At 72.8% G+C, this 16,268-nt stretch carries 12 protein-coding genes, 1 tRNA gene and 1 pseudogene; 5 read left to right on the top strand and 9 right to left on the bottom strand.

Annotated elements, in window-relative coordinates:
* Positions 1-145: 145 nt before the first annotated feature.
* The 3 genes from VGE38_RS01490 to VGE38_RS01500 are packed head-to-tail and all read right to left on the bottom strand — an operon-like array spanning position 146 to position 3,252.
* Positions 146-1,324, bottom strand: a complete 1,179-nt coding sequence (locus VGE38_RS01490) for a bifunctional RNase H/acid phosphatase (protein WP_331140759.1) — start codon at positions 1,322-1,324, stop codon at positions 146-148.
* Positions 1,325-1,374: 50 nt separating this feature from the next.
* Complete coding sequence (locus VGE38_RS01495; protein WP_422656610.1) at positions 1,375-2,118, bottom strand: zinc ribbon domain-containing protein; 744 nt, start codon at positions 2,116-2,118, stop codon at positions 1,375-1,377.
* 9 nt (positions 2,119-2,127) lie between these two features.
* Positions 2,128-3,252 carry a Nif3-like dinuclear metal center hexameric protein gene (locus VGE38_RS01500; RefSeq protein WP_331140761.1) on the bottom strand — a complete coding sequence of 375 codons (1,125 nt, stop codon included), beginning with the start codon at positions 3,250-3,252 and terminating at the stop codon, positions 2,128-2,130.
* Positions 3,253-3,322: 70 nt separating this feature from the next.
* Between VGE38_RS01500 and VGE38_RS01505 the strand changes: the two genes are divergently transcribed.
* The 3 genes from VGE38_RS01505 to VGE38_RS01515 are packed head-to-tail and all read left to right on the top strand — an operon-like array spanning position 3,323 to position 6,817.
* Positions 3,323-5,152 carry a hypothetical protein gene (locus VGE38_RS01505; RefSeq protein WP_331140762.1) on the top strand — a complete coding sequence of 610 codons (1,830 nt, stop codon included), beginning with the start codon at positions 3,323-3,325 and terminating at the stop codon, positions 5,150-5,152.
* 10 nt (positions 5,153-5,162) lie between these two features.
* Positions 5,163-6,245 carry a baeRF2 domain-containing protein gene (locus tag VGE38_RS01510; RefSeq protein WP_331140763.1) on the top strand — a complete coding sequence of 361 codons (1,083 nt, stop codon included), beginning with the start codon at positions 5,163-5,165 and terminating at the stop codon, positions 6,243-6,245.
* A gap of 11 nt (positions 6,246-6,256) precedes the next feature.
* On the top strand, positions 6,257-6,817 hold the full coding sequence (locus VGE38_RS01515) for a DUF488 domain-containing protein (protein WP_331140764.1): 561 nt from the start codon (positions 6,257-6,259) through the stop codon (positions 6,815-6,817).
* Here the strand turns inward: VGE38_RS01515 and VGE38_RS01520 are convergent.
* The 5 genes from VGE38_RS01520 to VGE38_RS01540 form a co-directional block, all read right to left on the bottom strand.
* Complete coding sequence (locus tag VGE38_RS01520) at positions 6,810-8,348, bottom strand: AMP-binding protein (protein ID WP_331140765.1); 1,539 nt, start codon at positions 8,346-8,348, stop codon at positions 6,810-6,812. The two genes, VGE38_RS01515 and VGE38_RS01520, sit on opposite strands and share 8 nt — an antisense overlap.
* Before the next feature lie 93 nt (positions 8,349-8,441).
* Positions 8,442-8,515: transfer RNA gene (locus VGE38_RS01525), tRNA-Val, on the bottom strand.
* Positions 8,516-8,765: 250 nt separating this feature from the next.
* On the bottom strand, positions 8,766-9,272 hold the full coding sequence (locus tag VGE38_RS01530; RefSeq protein WP_331140766.1) for a peroxiredoxin: 507 nt from the start codon (positions 9,270-9,272) through the stop codon (positions 8,766-8,768).
* A 3-nt stretch (positions 9,273-9,275) separates the two neighbouring features.
* Positions 9,276-10,916 carry an AMP-binding protein gene (locus VGE38_RS01535; RefSeq protein ID WP_331140767.1) on the bottom strand — a complete coding sequence of 547 codons (1,641 nt, stop codon included), beginning with the start codon at positions 10,914-10,916 and terminating at the stop codon, positions 9,276-9,278.
* Positions 10,913-11,326 carry a DUF3052 domain-containing protein gene (locus VGE38_RS01540; RefSeq protein WP_414690884.1) on the bottom strand — a complete coding sequence of 138 codons (414 nt, stop codon included), beginning with the start codon at positions 11,324-11,326 and terminating at the stop codon, positions 10,913-10,915. The genes VGE38_RS01535 and VGE38_RS01540 overlap by 4 nt, the downstream gene beginning before the upstream one ends.
* Positions 11,327-11,602: 276 nt before the next feature.
* On the opposite strand from VGE38_RS01540, the gene aceE reads away from it, so the two are divergent.
* A complete protein-coding gene (gene aceE, locus VGE38_RS01545; RefSeq protein WP_331140769.1) occupies positions 11,603-14,380 on the top strand; it encodes a pyruvate dehydrogenase (acetyl-transferring), homodimeric type in 2,778 nt (925 codons plus the stop codon).
* Between the two features lie 68 nt (positions 14,381-14,448).
* On the opposite strand, the gene VGE38_RS01550 is transcribed toward aceE, so the two are convergent.
* Complete coding sequence (locus VGE38_RS01550; protein ID WP_331140770.1) at positions 14,449-15,396, bottom strand: alpha/beta fold hydrolase; 948 nt, start codon at positions 15,394-15,396, stop codon at positions 14,449-14,451.
* A gap of 104 nt (positions 15,397-15,500) precedes the next feature.
* Between VGE38_RS01550 and VGE38_RS01555 the strand changes: the two are divergent.
* Positions 15,501-16,268, top strand: a pseudogene (locus VGE38_RS01555) (PucR family transcriptional regulator); the annotation flags it as partial.

Here is a 16,268-nt window from a genome sequence, read left to right on the forward strand (position 1 = left end):
ACCCAGGTCTCGACACGCCTCGCCTAGCGGCTCGGCGGCTCGACCAACGGAGAACTCGGCTCGGCGGCTCGACCAACGGAGAACTCGGCTCGACCAACGGTGAACGCGGCTCGGCGGCTCGACCACCGGAGAAGGCGGCCGGCGGCTACCAGCGGGCGACGCCGAAGCCGCTGCGGCCCGGCGGGACGCCGTTGAACAGCCGCAGCGAGGCGCGGCTCGAGCCGTCGTCCCCGTCGTCGTAGAAGGCCAGCACCGTGACCGACGCCGGCGCCAGCTCCATGCGGAAGACCGCGTCGAGATCGGCGTTGAGCGCGTGTGCCACGAGCGTCTTGATGGGCGTCACGTGACTGACCACGGCCACGGTCTTGCCGGCGTGGTCGGCCAGCAGTCGGTCCAGGCCACGCAGCACGCGACGCTGCACGGTGCGGAACGACTCCCCGCCGGGCGGGGCGTAGTCGAGCTCGCCCAGCCACTTCCCGAGCTCGCCGGGGAACTGCTCCTGGACCTCGGCGAAGGTGAGTCCGTCCCAGTGGCCGAACTCCATCTCGGCGAGGTCCGGCTCCTCGGTCAGCGCGGCGCCGACGACGTCGGCCACGATCTGGGCCGACTCCCGGGTACGCCGCACCGGCGATGCCACGACGGCGTCGATCGGGTCGGCGCCGGCCGCCAGCCACTCCGCGGTGGCGCGCACCTGCGCCCGACCGTCGTCGGACAGCCCGGGGTTGTCGCCGGCGAGGCCGCCGGAGAACCGCTTCGCCGTGGTGTGGGCGGTGACACCGTGCCGCACGAGCAGCAGGGTGGTAGGCGGACCGCCGGGCGGCGCCCAGCCGCGGCTGGGAACGGTGGTGCGGGGCGAGGCCACCTCGCCGACCAGCGACTCCTCGCCGCCACCTGCGACGCTCACCCCGGCACGCCTGCCGTCGAGCGCCTCGTTGGCGAGCCGGTCGGCGTGCGCGTTGCGCTCGCGCGGCACCCAGGTGTACGTCGTGCCGGCCGGTGCCAGGCCGCGCGCCTCCTCGGCCAGCGGCGCCATCGCGGGGTGTTTGATCTTCCACCGCCCCGACATCTGCTCCACGACGAGCTTGGAGTCCATCCGCACCTCGACCGCGGCGCCCGGGGCGTACTCGGCCGCGAGCCGGAGCCCGGCGATCAGGCCGGAGTACTCCGCCACGTTGTTGGTCGCCACGCCGATGGTCGAACCGTCCTCCGCGATCACCGCGCCCGTGGCGGCATCCTTGAGGACGGCACCATAGGCCGCCGGACCGGGATTGCCCCGGGAGCCGCCGTCGGCCTCGACGACGACCGCTCGGACGCTTCCGCTCACAGCACTTGATCGTTCGCTTGCGCTCACAGCACCTGATCGTTCGCTTGCGCTCACAGCCCTGACTCGGCCGTGCGCACCAGGATCCGCGAGCACTCCTCGCAGCGCACGACCTCGTCACCGGCCAGGCCACGGATGCGGGAGAGCTCGGCGGGGTCCAGCGCGATCATGCAGCCACCGCACTGGCGGGCACGCAGCTCGGCGGCGCCGACACCGCCCTTGCTGGCGCGGATCTTGTCGTAGAGCGCGAGCAGGTCCTCGGGCAGGCCCGCGACCGTCTCCGGCCGCTCGGCCTCCACCTCGGCCAGCTCGGCGTCGAGAGCGGCGACCTTCTCGTCCCGCGCGGCGACCAGGCCGGCCAGCCGCTCGTCGTGCGCGGCGAGCTGCTGCTCGAGGACGGCCAGCGCCTGCTGGGCGGCCTCGAGCTGCTCCATCACCTCGAGCTCCTCGTCCTCGAGCACACCGATGCGGCGGTCGAGCGAGACCAGCTCGTGCTGCATCCGCTCCAGGTCCTTGGGGTTGGCGATGGCACCGGAATCCATCCGCTCCTGGTCGCGCTTGCGGCGGGTCCTGACCGCCTCGACGTCGGCGTCGGCCTTGCGCTGCGCCGCCGAGAGGTCGTCGACCCGGATGCGCGCGTCGCGGGCCTGGTCCTCCACGCCGCGACGGCTCTCCTGGAGCTGGGCGATCTCGGCGATCTCGGGCAGGCTCGCCCTGCGGTGGCGCAGCTGGGCTGCGCGGGCGTCGAGCCGCTGGACGTCGAGCAGCTTGACCTGGGCGTGGGGATCGGCTTTCAGGGTGTCTCCTCAGACTCGGAACGTCCATGGGTCGGTCACGAGCGTGCTGACCCGGGTCTCCACCGTATCGCCCAGCGCCGACGCCAGCTTCCGCGCCGCCACCGGCAGCCACGTCCACTCCGCCGCCCAGTGGGCGACGTCGACGAGCGCCGGACCGTCTTTCTCGAGGAACTCCGCCGCCGGATGGTGGCGCAGGTCGCTGGTGACGTAGACGTCGGCGCCCGACCCGACGACCCGGTCGAGCAGGAAGTCGCCGGAGCCGCCGCACAGCGCGACCGTCCGCACCGGCCGCTCGGGATCGCCGGCGACCCGCACCCCGTGCGCGCTCGTGGGCAGCGCGGCCGCGACGGTCGCCGCGAACTCCCGCAGGGTGGTCGGCGAGACCGATCCGATCCGGCCCGTGCCGGTCGCGCCGGGGCGCGGCGGGCCGGACGGAGCGAGCTCGACGACGTCGTACGCCGGCTCCTCGTAGGGGTGGGCGGCCAACAGCGCAGTGACGACCGCGGCCCGCCGAGGGCGGGGCAGCACCACCTCGATCCGCGTCTCCGCGACCACCTCGGGCTCCCCCACGCTGCCGATCGCGGGGCGGGCCCCCGGCAGCGGACGGAACCGCCCCTCGCCGGCCGTGGAGAACGAGGCGCTGTCGTAGTCGCCGAGGTGGCCGGCGCCCGCGTCGGCGAGGGCGGTGCGGACCGACTCGGCGTCGGCCAGGGGGACGTACGTCGTCAGCTTGTCCATGCCGACCGGGGCCGGCACGAGCGGTCGCTGGTCGGTGAGGCCGAGCGCGTCGGCCATCGCCTGGGAGACCCCGTCGACGGCCTGGTCGGCGTTCGTGTGCGCGGTGAGCAGCGCGCAGCCGGCCTTCGTCAGTGCCGCGAGGGTGCGTCCCTTCGGCGTCGTCGCAGCGACGCTGTGGACGCCCTTGAGGAAGAGCGGGTGGTGCACCACCAGCAGGTCGGCGCCCCACTCGGCCGCCTCCTCGGCGACGGCGAGGGTCGGGTCGACCGCGAACATCACCCGTCGGACCTCCGCCTCCGGCTCACCGGCCACCAGACCGACCGCGTCCCAGGAGTCGGCCGTGGCGGGTGGGTACCAGCTGTCGAAGAGGGTGACGACGTCCGCGAGGGTGGGCACGGACACAGGCTAGTCAGGGTGCCGGCCCCGCGTGGCGGCGCCGCCCGCCGCACGCCACCAGGGAGCACACGTGACCGTCCTCGACCGGGTCCGGCCCGCCGGCGGTGCGCGCCCCACCGGTCGCCGCGACCGGGGCTGGCCCACGGCTGCCGCCGTGGCGGTGCTGGTGGCGACGTGGGCACACCTGTGGGTGGCGGCGAGCGCGCTGTGGGGCGGCGTCCCGACCTTCAGCTACGACGAGGTCGGCACCCTGATGATCAGTCGGGCGATGGCGGGCCTGCCGTCCCCCGAGGTCACGGGCGCCGGGTACTTCCCCGGCTCGGCGGTCCTGGTCGCGCCGGTGTGGTGGCTCGCCGACGACCCCGACGCCGTCTACCGGGTCGCGATCGGGCTCGGGGTCGTCGTCGCCCTGGCCACGATCTGGCCGCTGGCCCGCCTCGCGACCCGGCTCGGCCTGACGATGCCGCAGGCGGTCGCCGCGGGGGCCGTGGTGATGGCGCTGCCGGCGCGGTCGCTGCAGGCCGACCTGGCGCTGGCCGAGAAGCCGCTGTTCCTGCTGCTGGTGCTGGCGGTGCTGGCGGCGGCGCGGCTGGCCGAGCGACCGACGTACGGCCGGGCGGTCCTCCTGGGCGTGCTCGTCGCCGCCGCGTACTTCACCCACGTCCGGGCGCTGACCATCGTCGCCGCGGCGGCGGTCTGGCTGCTGCTCCTCGCACGGCGGCACCCGCGGGTGGCGCTGGTGGGCGGGCTGACACTCGGCAGCCTGTCGTGGGGCGCCGGCCGGCTCGCGCACCACCTCAACGGCCTGGTCGACCCGAACGGCTTCAGCCAGGGCGCCGGCTTCGTCGACAACCTGCAGGCGACCCGGCCGGGGCTGGTCGGCCGGACCCTGCTGGGCCAGTCCTGGGAGCAGCTGGTCTCGACCTACGGCCTGGCCATCGTCGGCATCCTCGCGCTGGCCGGCCTGGTGCGCGCCGAACTGCGCCACCGCTCCCCCGGCTCGGCCGGGCTCATCGCCCTCGCGACGCTGGCACTGTTCTCCGCCAGCGTGCTGGCCTGGGCGGTCGAGGACCAGCTCTACGCGACCTCGTGGCGCCGTCTCGACGCCTGGATCTACGGACGGTACGTCGACCCGGTGTTCGCCCTGCTCGCGCTGGTCGGCCTGGCCGCGATCGTGCGGGGCGTCGAGGGCCGCATGCTGCGCGCGACCTGGTGCCTCGCCCTGGCCGTCGCCGTCCCGACGGTCCTGTGGCTCGCGCCCCAGGCGCCGACGTGGGCGTTCATCACGCCCGGCCACATCCCCGGCGCGATGGCGTGGTCGTGGGCGCTGCCCGAGGCGGAGATCCCGGCGGGGCTGGTGCCGACGCTCGGCAACGCCAACCGGTTCTGGCTGCTGGCCACGCTGACCGCGCTGGTCCCGCTCACCGTGCTTGTTGCGGCGCGCCGCCACCCGGTCCTGGTGGGCGCGACGGTGCTGGCGGTGGCGGTGCCGGGCGTGGTGGCTGCCGACCAGGCCTCGGGGCGCTACCAGCACGAGCTCGGGCTGCGCCCCGCGCTGACCACGATGCTGCGCGACATCGCCGCCACGCACCCCGGCACGACCGTCTCCTACATCGAGCGGTGCCCCGACGAGCTGCACCGGCCGGGCGGTCGCCGCAACCGCTACGCGTGGCTGCTGCTGCCCACCGTGGTCTCGCGCGACCCGAGCGCCGACATCGTCATCGCCTGCCCGGGGGCGCCGGCCGCGGCCACGCCCGGTGCCGTGCCGCTGCCGGAGTCGGCGTACGGCGAGCTGCTCGCGTGGGTGCGCCCCGGTCCGCTCCAGGACGCTCTGCGGTCCGAGGGCCTGCTGCCCTCCGCCGGGCGACCCGGACAGGTTTCGGTGCCGGGAGGCGGGTAACCGGATCCATATGCGGACCACCGACCTCGCACCCCTGCTCAGCACCCCCGGTCCCTACGCCACCGTCTTCGTCGACGTCAGCCAGGACACCGAGACCGGCCGCCAGGAGCACGACCTGCACGCCCGCGAGGCCTGCGAGCAGCTGGCCCGGCAGGGCGCCGACGAGCGCGCCGTCGCCGCCGTCGCCGAGCGGCTGGCCGAGCCGGTGGACCGGCCCGCTCCGGTCGCGCGCCTGCTCGTCGCCACCGGCGACGGCATCGCGTACGACGAGACGGCGACCGCCCAGGTCGGCCGGACCGTCGCCACCTGGGACGCCCTGCCCGACCTCGGGTCCTGGATCGCCCACCGCGACGCGGCCGTCTCGTTCGTGCTGGCCCTGGTCGACCACGAGGGCGGCGAGGTGACGCTGCACGACTCCGACGTCCCGGAGCCCGAGCTCGAGATCGCGGCCGGCGGTGAGGAGCGGTTCGTGCACAAGGTCCCCACCGGTGGCTGGGCCGCGCTGCACTACCAGCGCACCACCGAGAACGTCTGGCGCCGCAACGCCGACGCGGTCGTCGAGGAGGTGCAGCGACTGGCCCAGCAGGGCCACAGGCTGGTGCTCCTGGCCGGTGACCCGGCCTCGGTCGGGATGGTCCGGCGGGGGCTGGAGGAGGGGGCGGCGTCGCAGGCGAATGTCGTGGAGCTCCCGACCGGCAACCGCAACGCGGACGGCGGCGACGAGGCGCTGCAGGAGGCGATCCGCTCCGCGCTGCTGGACCACGTGGTCGAGCGACGCACGGCCGTGGTGCACCGGCTGCGGGAGGCGCTCGGGCGCGGGGAGGGCGCGGCGACCGGCGTCCGCGATGTCGCCGACGCCTTCGTGCAGGGCCAGGTCGAGACGCTGCTGATCGACCCGCAGGCGCTGGCCGAGCTGCGCCTGGACCCGAGCGCCCACCCCGGGCTCGCGTTCGGAGCCGGGCAGGTCGACGGGGAGATCCGGGCCGACGAGGGTCTCATCGCGGCCGCGCTGCTCACCGACGCCGATGTCGTACCTCTCCCGCAGGCGGCCCTCGGCACCCCCGTCGCCGCACTGCTGCGCTGGGCGACCTGAGCGGGAGCGACGTGACGGGCGTCCTGACGGCGGGACACGGGACCGCGAGCCGGGACGAGCTCGCCGCGCTCCTGCAGCAGGCCGGGGTCGATCGGGTCTGCGACATCCGCCGCTTCCCCGGCAGCAGGCACAACCCGGCCGTCGCACGCGACGCGTTGGCGACCTGGCTGCCCGACCACGGCATCGCCTACCGATGGGAGCCGCGTCTGGGCGGCCGCCGTCGCGTTCCGGCGGGGCAGGATCCGGCCGTCGACGGCTGGTGGCGCGTGACGGCCTTCCGCGCCTACGCCGCCCACATGCGCACCCCCGAGTTCGCGGACGGCATGGCCGAGCTGCTGCGGCTGGCCGCGGCGGACCGGACGCTCATCCTCTGCAGCGAGGCGGTGTGGTGGCGGTGCCATCGCCGGCTGGTCGCCGACGCCCTGACGCTGCTGCACGACACACCGGTCCACCATCTGATGCACGACGGGACGCTGGTCGCGCACCCGCCCTCCGAGGGAGCCCGGGTCACCGCCGACGGCCTGCGGTACGACGCCACGCCGGCCCCGTCGACGCGCGTGCCGGTCAGTTGACCTGGCGCTCCCGGCCCTCCCAGTAGGGCCCGCGCAGCTTGAACTTCTGCAGCTTGCCGGTCGCCGTACGCGCCAGCTCTGAGCGCACCTCCACCGAGGTCGGCGCCTTGTAGCCCGCCAGCCGCTCCTTGCACCAGGCGATCAGCTCCTCCTCGCTCGCGCTGGCGCCGTCGGCGAGCACGACGAGCGCCTTGATCGTCTCGCCCCACTTCTCGCTGGGCACGCCGATGACTGCCACCTCAGCGACAGCCGGATGGGAGAAGAGGACGTCCTCCACCTCGATCGAGCTGACGTTCTCGCCACCGGTGATGATGACGTCCTTCTTGCGGTCGCTGATCGTGAGGTAGCCGTCCTCGTCCAGCGTGCCGCCGTCGCCGGTGTGGAACCATCCGCCCTCGAGGGCGCGCTCGGTCTCCTCCGGCTGCTCCCAGTAGCCCTCCAGGACCACGTTGGAGCGGGCGAGCACCTCGCCCTCGCCGTCCACCTTCAGCGTGACGCCCAGGGCCGGCGCTCCGGCGCGGGTGAGCCGCTGCGCCCGCTCGAGCGGGTCGAGCTGGTCCCACTCCTCCCGGGTGCGGTTGATCGTCAGCAGCGGGGAGGTCTCGGTCAGGCCGTAGATCTGGATGAACTCCCAGCCCAGCTCCTCCTGGACGCGGACCACGGTCTTCGTGGGCGGCGGGGCCCCGGCCATGATGATGCGGACCCGATCGCGGCCGGGGATCTCGCCGTCCCAGTCCTGGGCGGCGTCGAGCACCGCGTTGGCCACGGCCGGCGCCGCGCACATGAGCGTGACGCCGTGGTCGCGGACGCGTCGCAGGATCTCGCCGCCGTCGACCTTGCGCAGCACGATCTGCCGGATGCCGAGCCCCGTCGTGGCAAACGGCATCCCCCAGCCGTTGGCGTGGAACATCGGCAGCGTGTGGAGGTAGACGTCACGGTCGGTCAGGCCGGCGTGCAGGCCGAAGGTGACGGCGTTGGTCCAGATGTTGCGGTGGGTGATCTGCACGCCCTTGGGGCGTGCGGTGGTCCCGGAGGTGTAGTTGATGCAGGCGGTGGCGTTCTCGTCCCGCTCCCACGCACGCGGCTCGGCGTCCGGAGCGGCGAAGATCGCGTCGTCGTCGCCGAGCACGAAACGGTGCTCCGCGGTCACGTCCGCCAGCGACGCGTCGAGCTCGGGGTCGACCAGCAGCACCCTCGCCCCGGAGTGGCCGACGATGTACTTCACCTCGTCGGGCCGGAGCCGGAAGTTGACCGGCACGAGCACCCGCCCCGAGCCGGCGACGCCGAAGAACGACGTCAGCAGCCGGGCGCTGTTGTGGCTGACGACCGCGACCCGGTCCCCCACCCCGATGCCGAGCTCGTCGAGACGTGCCGCCTGCCGGTTCGCCAGCTGGCCGAGCTGACGGTAGCTCAGACCCGCTCCACCGAGGGGCGGCGCCGGCTGGCTCGGCTCGTCGACGACACCGACCCGGTCGCCGTACACGGTGACGGCGCGCTCGATGAAGTCCGAGACGCTGAACGGAACAAACACAGGCGACCTCCACGAGTGATCGGCATCACTATCCGTCCCTGGACTGTAGCGCCGCACCTGCCGCCCTCCCGAGAGGGCGGCGGTGACCCGCGGTGGGCGCAGAGGGACTCGAACCCCCGACCACCTCCTTGTAAGGGAGGTGCTCTAACCAACTGAGCTATACGCCCGCGAAAGCGCGGCACAGACTACGCGAGAGGGCGGCCAGCGCCGAATGCGCCGCGGCGTGCTCGCTGCGCGGGCGGCAACGACGAGATGAGCGAGGCGAGATGAGCGCGCCGAGATGAACCAGGCGAAATGAAAGTTGAGCCGCCGGCGTCTCGGGTCACCAGCGGCTCAACTGCTCCCATGCTAGGACCGGCCGCCAAGACCGCGGGCGGGAACCGCGGAATCCGCCTCCGCTGGTCTGGACCGGCCCGCTCAGCCCTGTGCCGCGGCGCGCAGCTGGCGCAGGTGCTCGTCGAGGTCGCGGCCGTCCGCCGCGGCGTTGTGCACTGCCCAGCGCACCCGCCCCGCGAGGTCCACGACGTACGACGACCGCCGGGCCGTCCCCCGCTCGGCGTCGAAGACGTCGTAGGCCCGGGCGACCTCGCCGTGCGGCCAGAAGTCCGAGAGCAGGGGGAAGTTGATCCCGTCGGTGTCCGCGAACGCCCGCAGCGAGAACACCGGGTCGCACGAGACCGCCAGGACCTCGGTGTCGAAGGTGAGGAACTCGTCGAGACGGTCGCGGATGCCGGCCATCTCGCCGGTGCAGACCCCGGAGAACGCGGCCGGGTAGAAGAGGATCGCGACGGCCTTGCTGCCCCGGTAGGAGGAGAGGGTGACGCTCTGGCCGAACTGGTCCCGGAGCGTGAAGTCGGGGGCCGGCCCACCGACCTCGAGCCCGCCAGCTCCACGAGCGCCGGTCGGGTGGTCCAGTTCGGTCACGCCTTAGTCCTTCCAGTCGTGCAGGTCCCGCTTGAGCACCTTGCCGGTCGCGTTGCGGGGCAGCTCGTCGAGGACGACGAACTCCCGCGGCACCTTGTAGCGAGCCAGATTCTCCCGCACCCAGTCCTTCAGATCCGCATCGGTGACGTCCGCACCGGAGCGGACGACGACGAAGGCGCGCAGCCGCTTGCCGAACTCGGCGTCCTCGACGCCGACCGCGGCCGCCTCCACGACGGCCGGGTGGCGCGCGAGGCAGTCCTCGACCTCCTTGGGGAAGACGTTCTCCCCGCCGGAGACGATCATCTCGTCGTCACGGCCCTCGACGTACAGCCGTCCCTCGCGGTCGAACCTGCCGACGTCGCCGGTCGACATCAGGCCGTCGACGACCTCCTTGGTGCCGCCGCCGGTGTAGCCCTCCATCAACAGGCTGTTGCCGACGAAGATCCGGCCCGAGGTGCCGACCGGGACCTCCCGGCCGTGCTCGTCCAGGATCCGCACGACCGTGCCCCACGGCGGCTTGCCCGCCGAGGTCGGCGCTGCCCGCAGGTCGTCCGGCGTCGCGATCGAGGCGTAGGCGACCTCGGTGGAGCCGTAGATGTTGTAGAGCCGGTCACCGAACGCGTCCATCCACGCGATCGCGAGGTCGCCCGGAAGCGCCGATCCCGAGGAGGCGACGACCTGCACGCGCGAGAGGTCGTACGTCGAGCGGGTGGCCTCCGGCAGGCTGAGGATGCGCTGCAGCATCACCGGGATCGCCACGAAGGAGTCGCAGCGCTCCTGCGCGAGCACCGCGAGGGCGTCCTCGGGCTCGAAGCGGCGCCGCAGCACCAGCGTGGAGCCGAGCAGCATCGCCAGCAGCAGGTGCGCCAGGCCCCAGGTGTGGAACAGCGGCGCCGCGATGTGCGTGCGCCAGCCGGCGTGCAGCGGCATCCGGGACAGCAGCGAGACCGCCGCGTCGACACCGGCCTCGCTGCGCGGGGCGCCCTTGGGCGTGCCGGTGGTGCCGGAGGTCAGGATGATCAGCCGACTGGCCCGCCCCGGTGAGCGTACGTCGGCCGTGTCGCCGCGTGAGATCAGGCGCTCCACGGTGTCCCCGGCGACGTCGCTGTCGGTCCAGGCGACGACCCGGTCGGCGACCGGCGCGCCGGACAGCAGGCCGGTGAACTCCTCGTCGTGGATGACCAGCTTCGGCTTCTCGCGCTCGAGCACCTCGGCGATCTGGGGCGCCGCGAACGCGGTGTTGAGGTAGAGCACGTCGGCGCCGAGCTTGGCGACCGCCACGGTCGCGTCCACGAACCCGCGGTGGTTGCGGCACATCACCGCCACGCCGTCGCCGGCACCGACGCCGCGCTCGGCCAGCGCTCGCGCCAGGGCGTTGGAGCGGTCGTGCAGCTCTCGCCAGGTCAGCTCTCCCAGCTCGTCGACGACGCCGATCTGGTCGGGGTGGCGCACCGCGAGCGTGGCGAAGCCGCCCGCGGGGCCGGTCCCCCACGAGTGCAGCACCTTCAGCAGCCGGGCGATGACCAGGGGCGAGTACGGCTGCACCAGGCCCGAGCCGGCGATGACCTTGACGGCCGTTCCGGCCGCGCCGACGCGCGCGAGGGCCCGGCCCACGCGCGGAAGCCGCTGTCGTGTGGAGGTCACGCCGGCGTCTTGGGCGCCACCAGCCGGGTGGCTGCCCAGTCCTTGCTGACCGACGCGGTGGTGGTCTGCGCGAGGCCGGCGACCGGGGCGGCCTCGGCGATGTCGGCCGGGTCCACGGAGCCGGGACGGCCCACCTTGGGGGTGAGCAGCCAGATCGAGCCGCCGCCGACCAGGTCGGTCAGTGCGTCGACGAGGCCGTCGACCAGGTCGCCGTCGTCGTCACGCCACCACAGCATCACGGCGTCGACCACGTTGCCGTAGTCGCCGTCGACGAGGTCCGCGTCGATCGCGTCCTCGATCGCGACCCGGAGCTCGTCGTCGGTGTCGCTGTCCCAGCCCAGCTCCTGGATGACCATGCCGGGCTTGAAGCCCAGCCGGTCCGCAGGCCCGGTGGCCGCGGTCGAGCTCACGAGTGGTTCCTCCATGCTCTTCAGGGTCAGATGCGCCGTGCCCGCGAGCGGGCCCGGTCCTCACTCGGTAACCGAGTGGTGGATAGTCCAGCGGAGTCCGCCGCACCGCGCAAGCATCTCGCGCGGGTTCGGGACCGTCGCCACCGGGGCGACACGCCGCCACGGTGGCGCGGAATCGGTTGCGGAATCGGTTGCGGGATCGGGGCTCCTCACCACGGTCCCGAGCCTACTCACGGGTAAATTCCCTCCGCTTCGCTCCCGTGGAACGATGCAAGGGTGACCGAAGAATCCACCCCCACTTCCGGCACCTCCGCGCCTTCGTCGCCCACCGTCATCCACGAAGGCCTGCCGACCCAGCTCCCGGACATCGACCCCGAGGAGACCCGCGACTGGCTGGCGTCGTTCGACGCCATGGTCGACGAACGCGGCCGCGAACGAGCGCGCTACGTCATGCTCCGTCTGCTGGAGCGGGCGCGCGGGATGAACGTCGGCGTGCCCGCCCTGCGCAGCACCGACTACATCAACACCATCCCGCCCGAGCGCGAGCCCTGGTTCCCCGGCGACGAGGAGGTCGAGCGCCGGATCCGCGCGTTCATCCGCTGGAACGCCGCGGTGATGGTCTCCAGCGCCAACCGCAAGGGCCTCGAGGTCGGCGGTCACATCGCCACGTACCAGTCCTCGGCGAGCCTGTACGAGGTCGGCTTCAACCACTTCTTCCGCGGCAAGGAGCATCCCGGCGGCGGCGACCAGATCTTCTTCCAGGGCCACGCCTCCCCCGGCATCTACTCCCGCGCGTTCCTCGAGGGCCGGCTCTCCGAGGAGCAGCTCTACCGGTTCCGGCAGGAGGTCCAGCACGGGCCGGGCGCCGGGCTGTCGTCGTACCCCCACCCCCGGTTGATGCCGGACTTCTGGGAGTTCCCGACCGTCTCGATGGGCCTGACGGGCATCAACTCCATCTACCAGGCGCGGTTCAACCGCTACCTGCACAACCGCGGCATCAAGGACACCAGTCAGCAGCGGGTGTGGGCGTTCCTCGGCGACGGCGAGATGGCCGAGCCGGAGTCGCTGGGCGCCATCCGGGTCGCCGCCCGCGAGGAGCTCGACAACCTGGTCTGGGTGGTCAACTGCAACCTGCAGCAGCTCGACGGCCCGGTCACCGGCAACGGCAAGATCATCCAGGAGCTCGAGGCCAACTTCCGCGGTGCCGGCTGGAACGTCATCAAGGTCGTCTGGGGCCGTGAGTGGGACGACCTGCTCGCCCGCGACGTCGACGGCGCGCTCGTCAACAAGATGAACACCACGCCCGACGGCGCCTTCCAGACCTACTCCGTCGAGACCGGCGAGTACATCCGCAACAGCTTCTTCGGCGACGACCCGCGGCTGCGCAAGATGGTCGAGCACATGAGCGACGAGCAGATCCGCAAGCTCCCGCGCGGCGGTCACGACTACCGCAAGGTGTACGCCGCCTTCGACGCCGCCACCCAGCACGTCGGCCAGCCGACCGTCATCCTGGCCAAGACCATCAAGGGCTGGACGATCGACGCCCTCGAGGGCAAGAACGCCACGCACCAGATGAAGAAGCTGACGATGGCGGACCTGAAGAAGTTCCGCGACCGGCTCTACCTCCCGATCTCCGACCGGGACCTCGAGGAGACCTACGAGCGCACCGGCGCTCCGCCGCTGTTCCACCCGGGCGAGCAGGCTCCTGAGATCGAGTACATGCTGGAGCGGCGCCGCCAGCTCGGCGGCTCACTGCCCAAGCGGGTGCAGCGCGCCCAGCAGCTGACCCTGCCGGGCGAGCAGATGTACGGCGAGCTCAAGCAGGGCTCGGGCAAGAACAAGGTGGCCACCACCATGGCCGTCGTCCGGCTCCTCAAGGACTGGATGAAGGACCCCGAGATCGGCCAGCGGATCGTGCCGATCGCGCCCGACGAGTACCGCACCTTCGGCATGGACTCGATGTTCCCGTCGGCCAAGGTCTACAACCCGGCCGGTCAGCGCTACGAGTCCGTCGACCGCAAGTTGTTGCTCTCCTACAAGGAGTCCGAGCAGGGCCAGATGCTCCACGAGGGCATCTCCGAGGCGGGCGCGATGGCGTCGGCGACGGCGGCCGGCTCGGCGTACTCCACGCACGGCGTGCACATGATCCCGTTCTACATCTTCTACTCGATGTTCGGCTTCCAGCGCACCGGCGACTCGGTGTGGGCGATGGCCGACCAGCTCGCCCGCGGCTTCCTGATCGGCGCCACCGCCGGCCGCACCACGCTGACCGGCGAGGGGCTGCAGCACGCCGACGGCCACTCCCCGCTCCTCGCGGCCACGAACCCGGCGATCGTGCACTACGACCCGGCGTTCGCCTACGAGATCGCGCACATCATGAAGAGCGGTCTGGAGCGGATGTACGGACCCGAGGCGGAGAACGTCATCTTCTACCTGACGGTCTACAACGAGCCGGTGTCCCAGCCGGCCGAGCCGCAGGACGTCGACGTCGAGGGCATCCTGCGCGGTCTCCACCAGGTGTCCCGCGCGGCGGAGGGCGGTCCGCGCGTGCGGCTGCTGGCCTCCGGCGTCGGGTTCCCGTGGGTCGAGGAGGCCGCCCGGCTGCTGCGCGAGGAGTGGGGCGTGCAGGCCGACATGTGGTCGGTCACCTCGTGGAACGAGCTGGCCCGCGACGCCGTCGCGGCTGAGCAGTGGAACCTCAACCACCCGGGTGAGCCGGCGCGGACGCCGTACGTCACCGAGCGGCTGAGCGGCTCGAGCGGTCCTGTCGTCGCCGTGTCGGACTACATGCGCGCCGTGCCGCTGCAGATCGCCCGCTGGGTGCCGGAGGACTACCGGGTGCTCGGGGCCGACGGCTTCGGCTTCGCCGACACCCGTCCCGCCGCGCGCCGGTTCTTCCAGATCGACGCCCAGTCGGTCGTGGTGCAGGCGCTGCAGGCGCTCGCCGACGCCGGCGAAATCGACCCGGAACTGGTCAGCAAGGCGTTCGCGGCGTACCGCATCGACGACCCGACCGCGACCGCCGGCATCCTCCAGGAGGGCGGGGACGCCTGACCGCTGGTCAGGGTTCGACCAAGGCAGAGCCGGCGTACCCGTTCGGGTACGCCGGCTCTGCCGTCGTCTCAGGCCGTGGTGGAGTCCGGGACCGCGCGGACGGGAGAGGTCTTCCCGCCGGTGAGCAGCAGTCGCCGCCAGCGGGCGCGGGAGTACGTCGCCGGCTCGGTCCGCTGCAGCCACCCGCTGACCAGACGGGCGAACTTCTCCGGCTGGTCCTTGTGCGGGAAGTGCCCGCAGTTCGGCAGCACGGTCACCTCGGCCGTGGGGGCCATCTCGCGGACCGCCTCGGCGTGGCTGGCGGGGATGACCCGGTCCTCGGCGCCCCAGACCACGTGGACCGGCATGTGCTCGGTCAGGTACGCCCGGTCGCGCATCGAGAGCACCTGCCCGCGCCAGTCGATCGCGGCGCGCACCAGGTGCACGATGGCGCGGCGGGTGCGCGGGTCGCGCCAGGTCTCGACGATGTCGGCGATCTCGCCGAGGTCGCGGGTGTAGCTGGGGTAGACCGGCGCGAGCATCCGCATCGCGGTGGTCTCGACGTGCCGGATGCCGGGCAGCGTCGCGGTGGCCATCAACGTCTGCCAGCCGGGCAGGGTGATGGTGCGGATCAGCGCGGTGACCTCGCGGCCCAGGCCGCCGGGGTCGACCAGCATGAGCCGCTCGGTCCGCTCGGGGAACTGGTAGGCGAACTGCATCGCCACACCGCCGCCGAAGCTGTGGCCGACGACGCTGACCTTGTCGATCCCGAGGATCGTGAGCAGGTCACGCATGCCGTTGGCGTAGCCGGCGACGGAGTAGTCCGCGCGCGGCTTGTCGGACTGCCCGTGGCCGAGGAAGTCCGGCGCGAGCACGGTGTAGGTGGTGGCGAGCTCCTCGATGACGCCGTCCCACGTGGTGTGGTCACAGGCGAGGCCGTGCAGCAGGAGCAGCGCCGGCGCCGTACCCGGCGGCGGGCCCGCCAGCACGTACGCACGGCGGTGCCCGTGCACGGTGACGAACTGCGTCTCAGCCATCTTCGCCCTCCTGAGGCCTGGGTCACACAAGGTCGATGATTCAACCACCACGCCGATGGTCGCGTCCGGCGACCCGCGGAATTCGTCCGTGGGAGGATCGTGGCGTGTCAGCGGTACCCCTTCCTCGCGTCCATGCCGCACGCGTGCTGCGCCGGGCCACCGGCCGGCTGGCCACCGCGGCGACGGCGCGGATGGACTCGGACATGCCGTGGTTCCGCGACCTGTCCGCCGAGGACCGCAGCTGGGTGGGACTGATCGTCCAGACCGGCATCAAGGGCTTCGTGGAGTGGTACGGCGCCACGCCGACCGGACAGCCGGACGGGCCCAAGCTCGCGGCGTCGATGTTCGGCGCCGCCCCACGGGCCCTGGCGGGTGTGATCACCCTGCAGCAGACCGTGGACCTGGTGCGGCTCTCGATCGAGGTCGTGGAGGCGAACGTCGACGACCTGCTCGGCGCCGCGGAGGCCGCCGACGTCCACGCCGCCATCGCGCGCTACGCCCGCGAGATCGCCTTCGCGACCGCGGAGGTCTACGCCCGCGCCGCCGAGCAGCGTGGCGCCTGGGACGCCCGGCTGGAGGCGCTCGTGGTCGACGCGGTGCTGCGCGCCGAGACCGACGAGGTGGTGCTCTCCCGAGCCAGCGCGCTGGGCTGGGCGGCCACCGGATCGCTGAGCGTCGTGCTCGGGACCGCCCCGATCCGGCGTACCGACACCGACGTCTTCGACGAGGTCCGCAAACGCGCCCGTGCCGCCGGTCTGGACGCGCTCTGCGCCGTGCAGGGCGACCGGCTGGTCGTGCTGCTGGGCGGCGTGGGCGACGCCCGCGAGGCCGCGACCGCGGTGGCACCGCTCTTCGACCCGGGCCCGGTGGTG

It is taken from the genome of Nocardioides sp. (genome assembly GCF_036405735.1).
In the GTDB taxonomy this organism is placed as follows: domain Bacteria; phylum Actinomycetota; class Actinomycetes; order Propionibacteriales; family Nocardioidaceae; genus Nocardioides.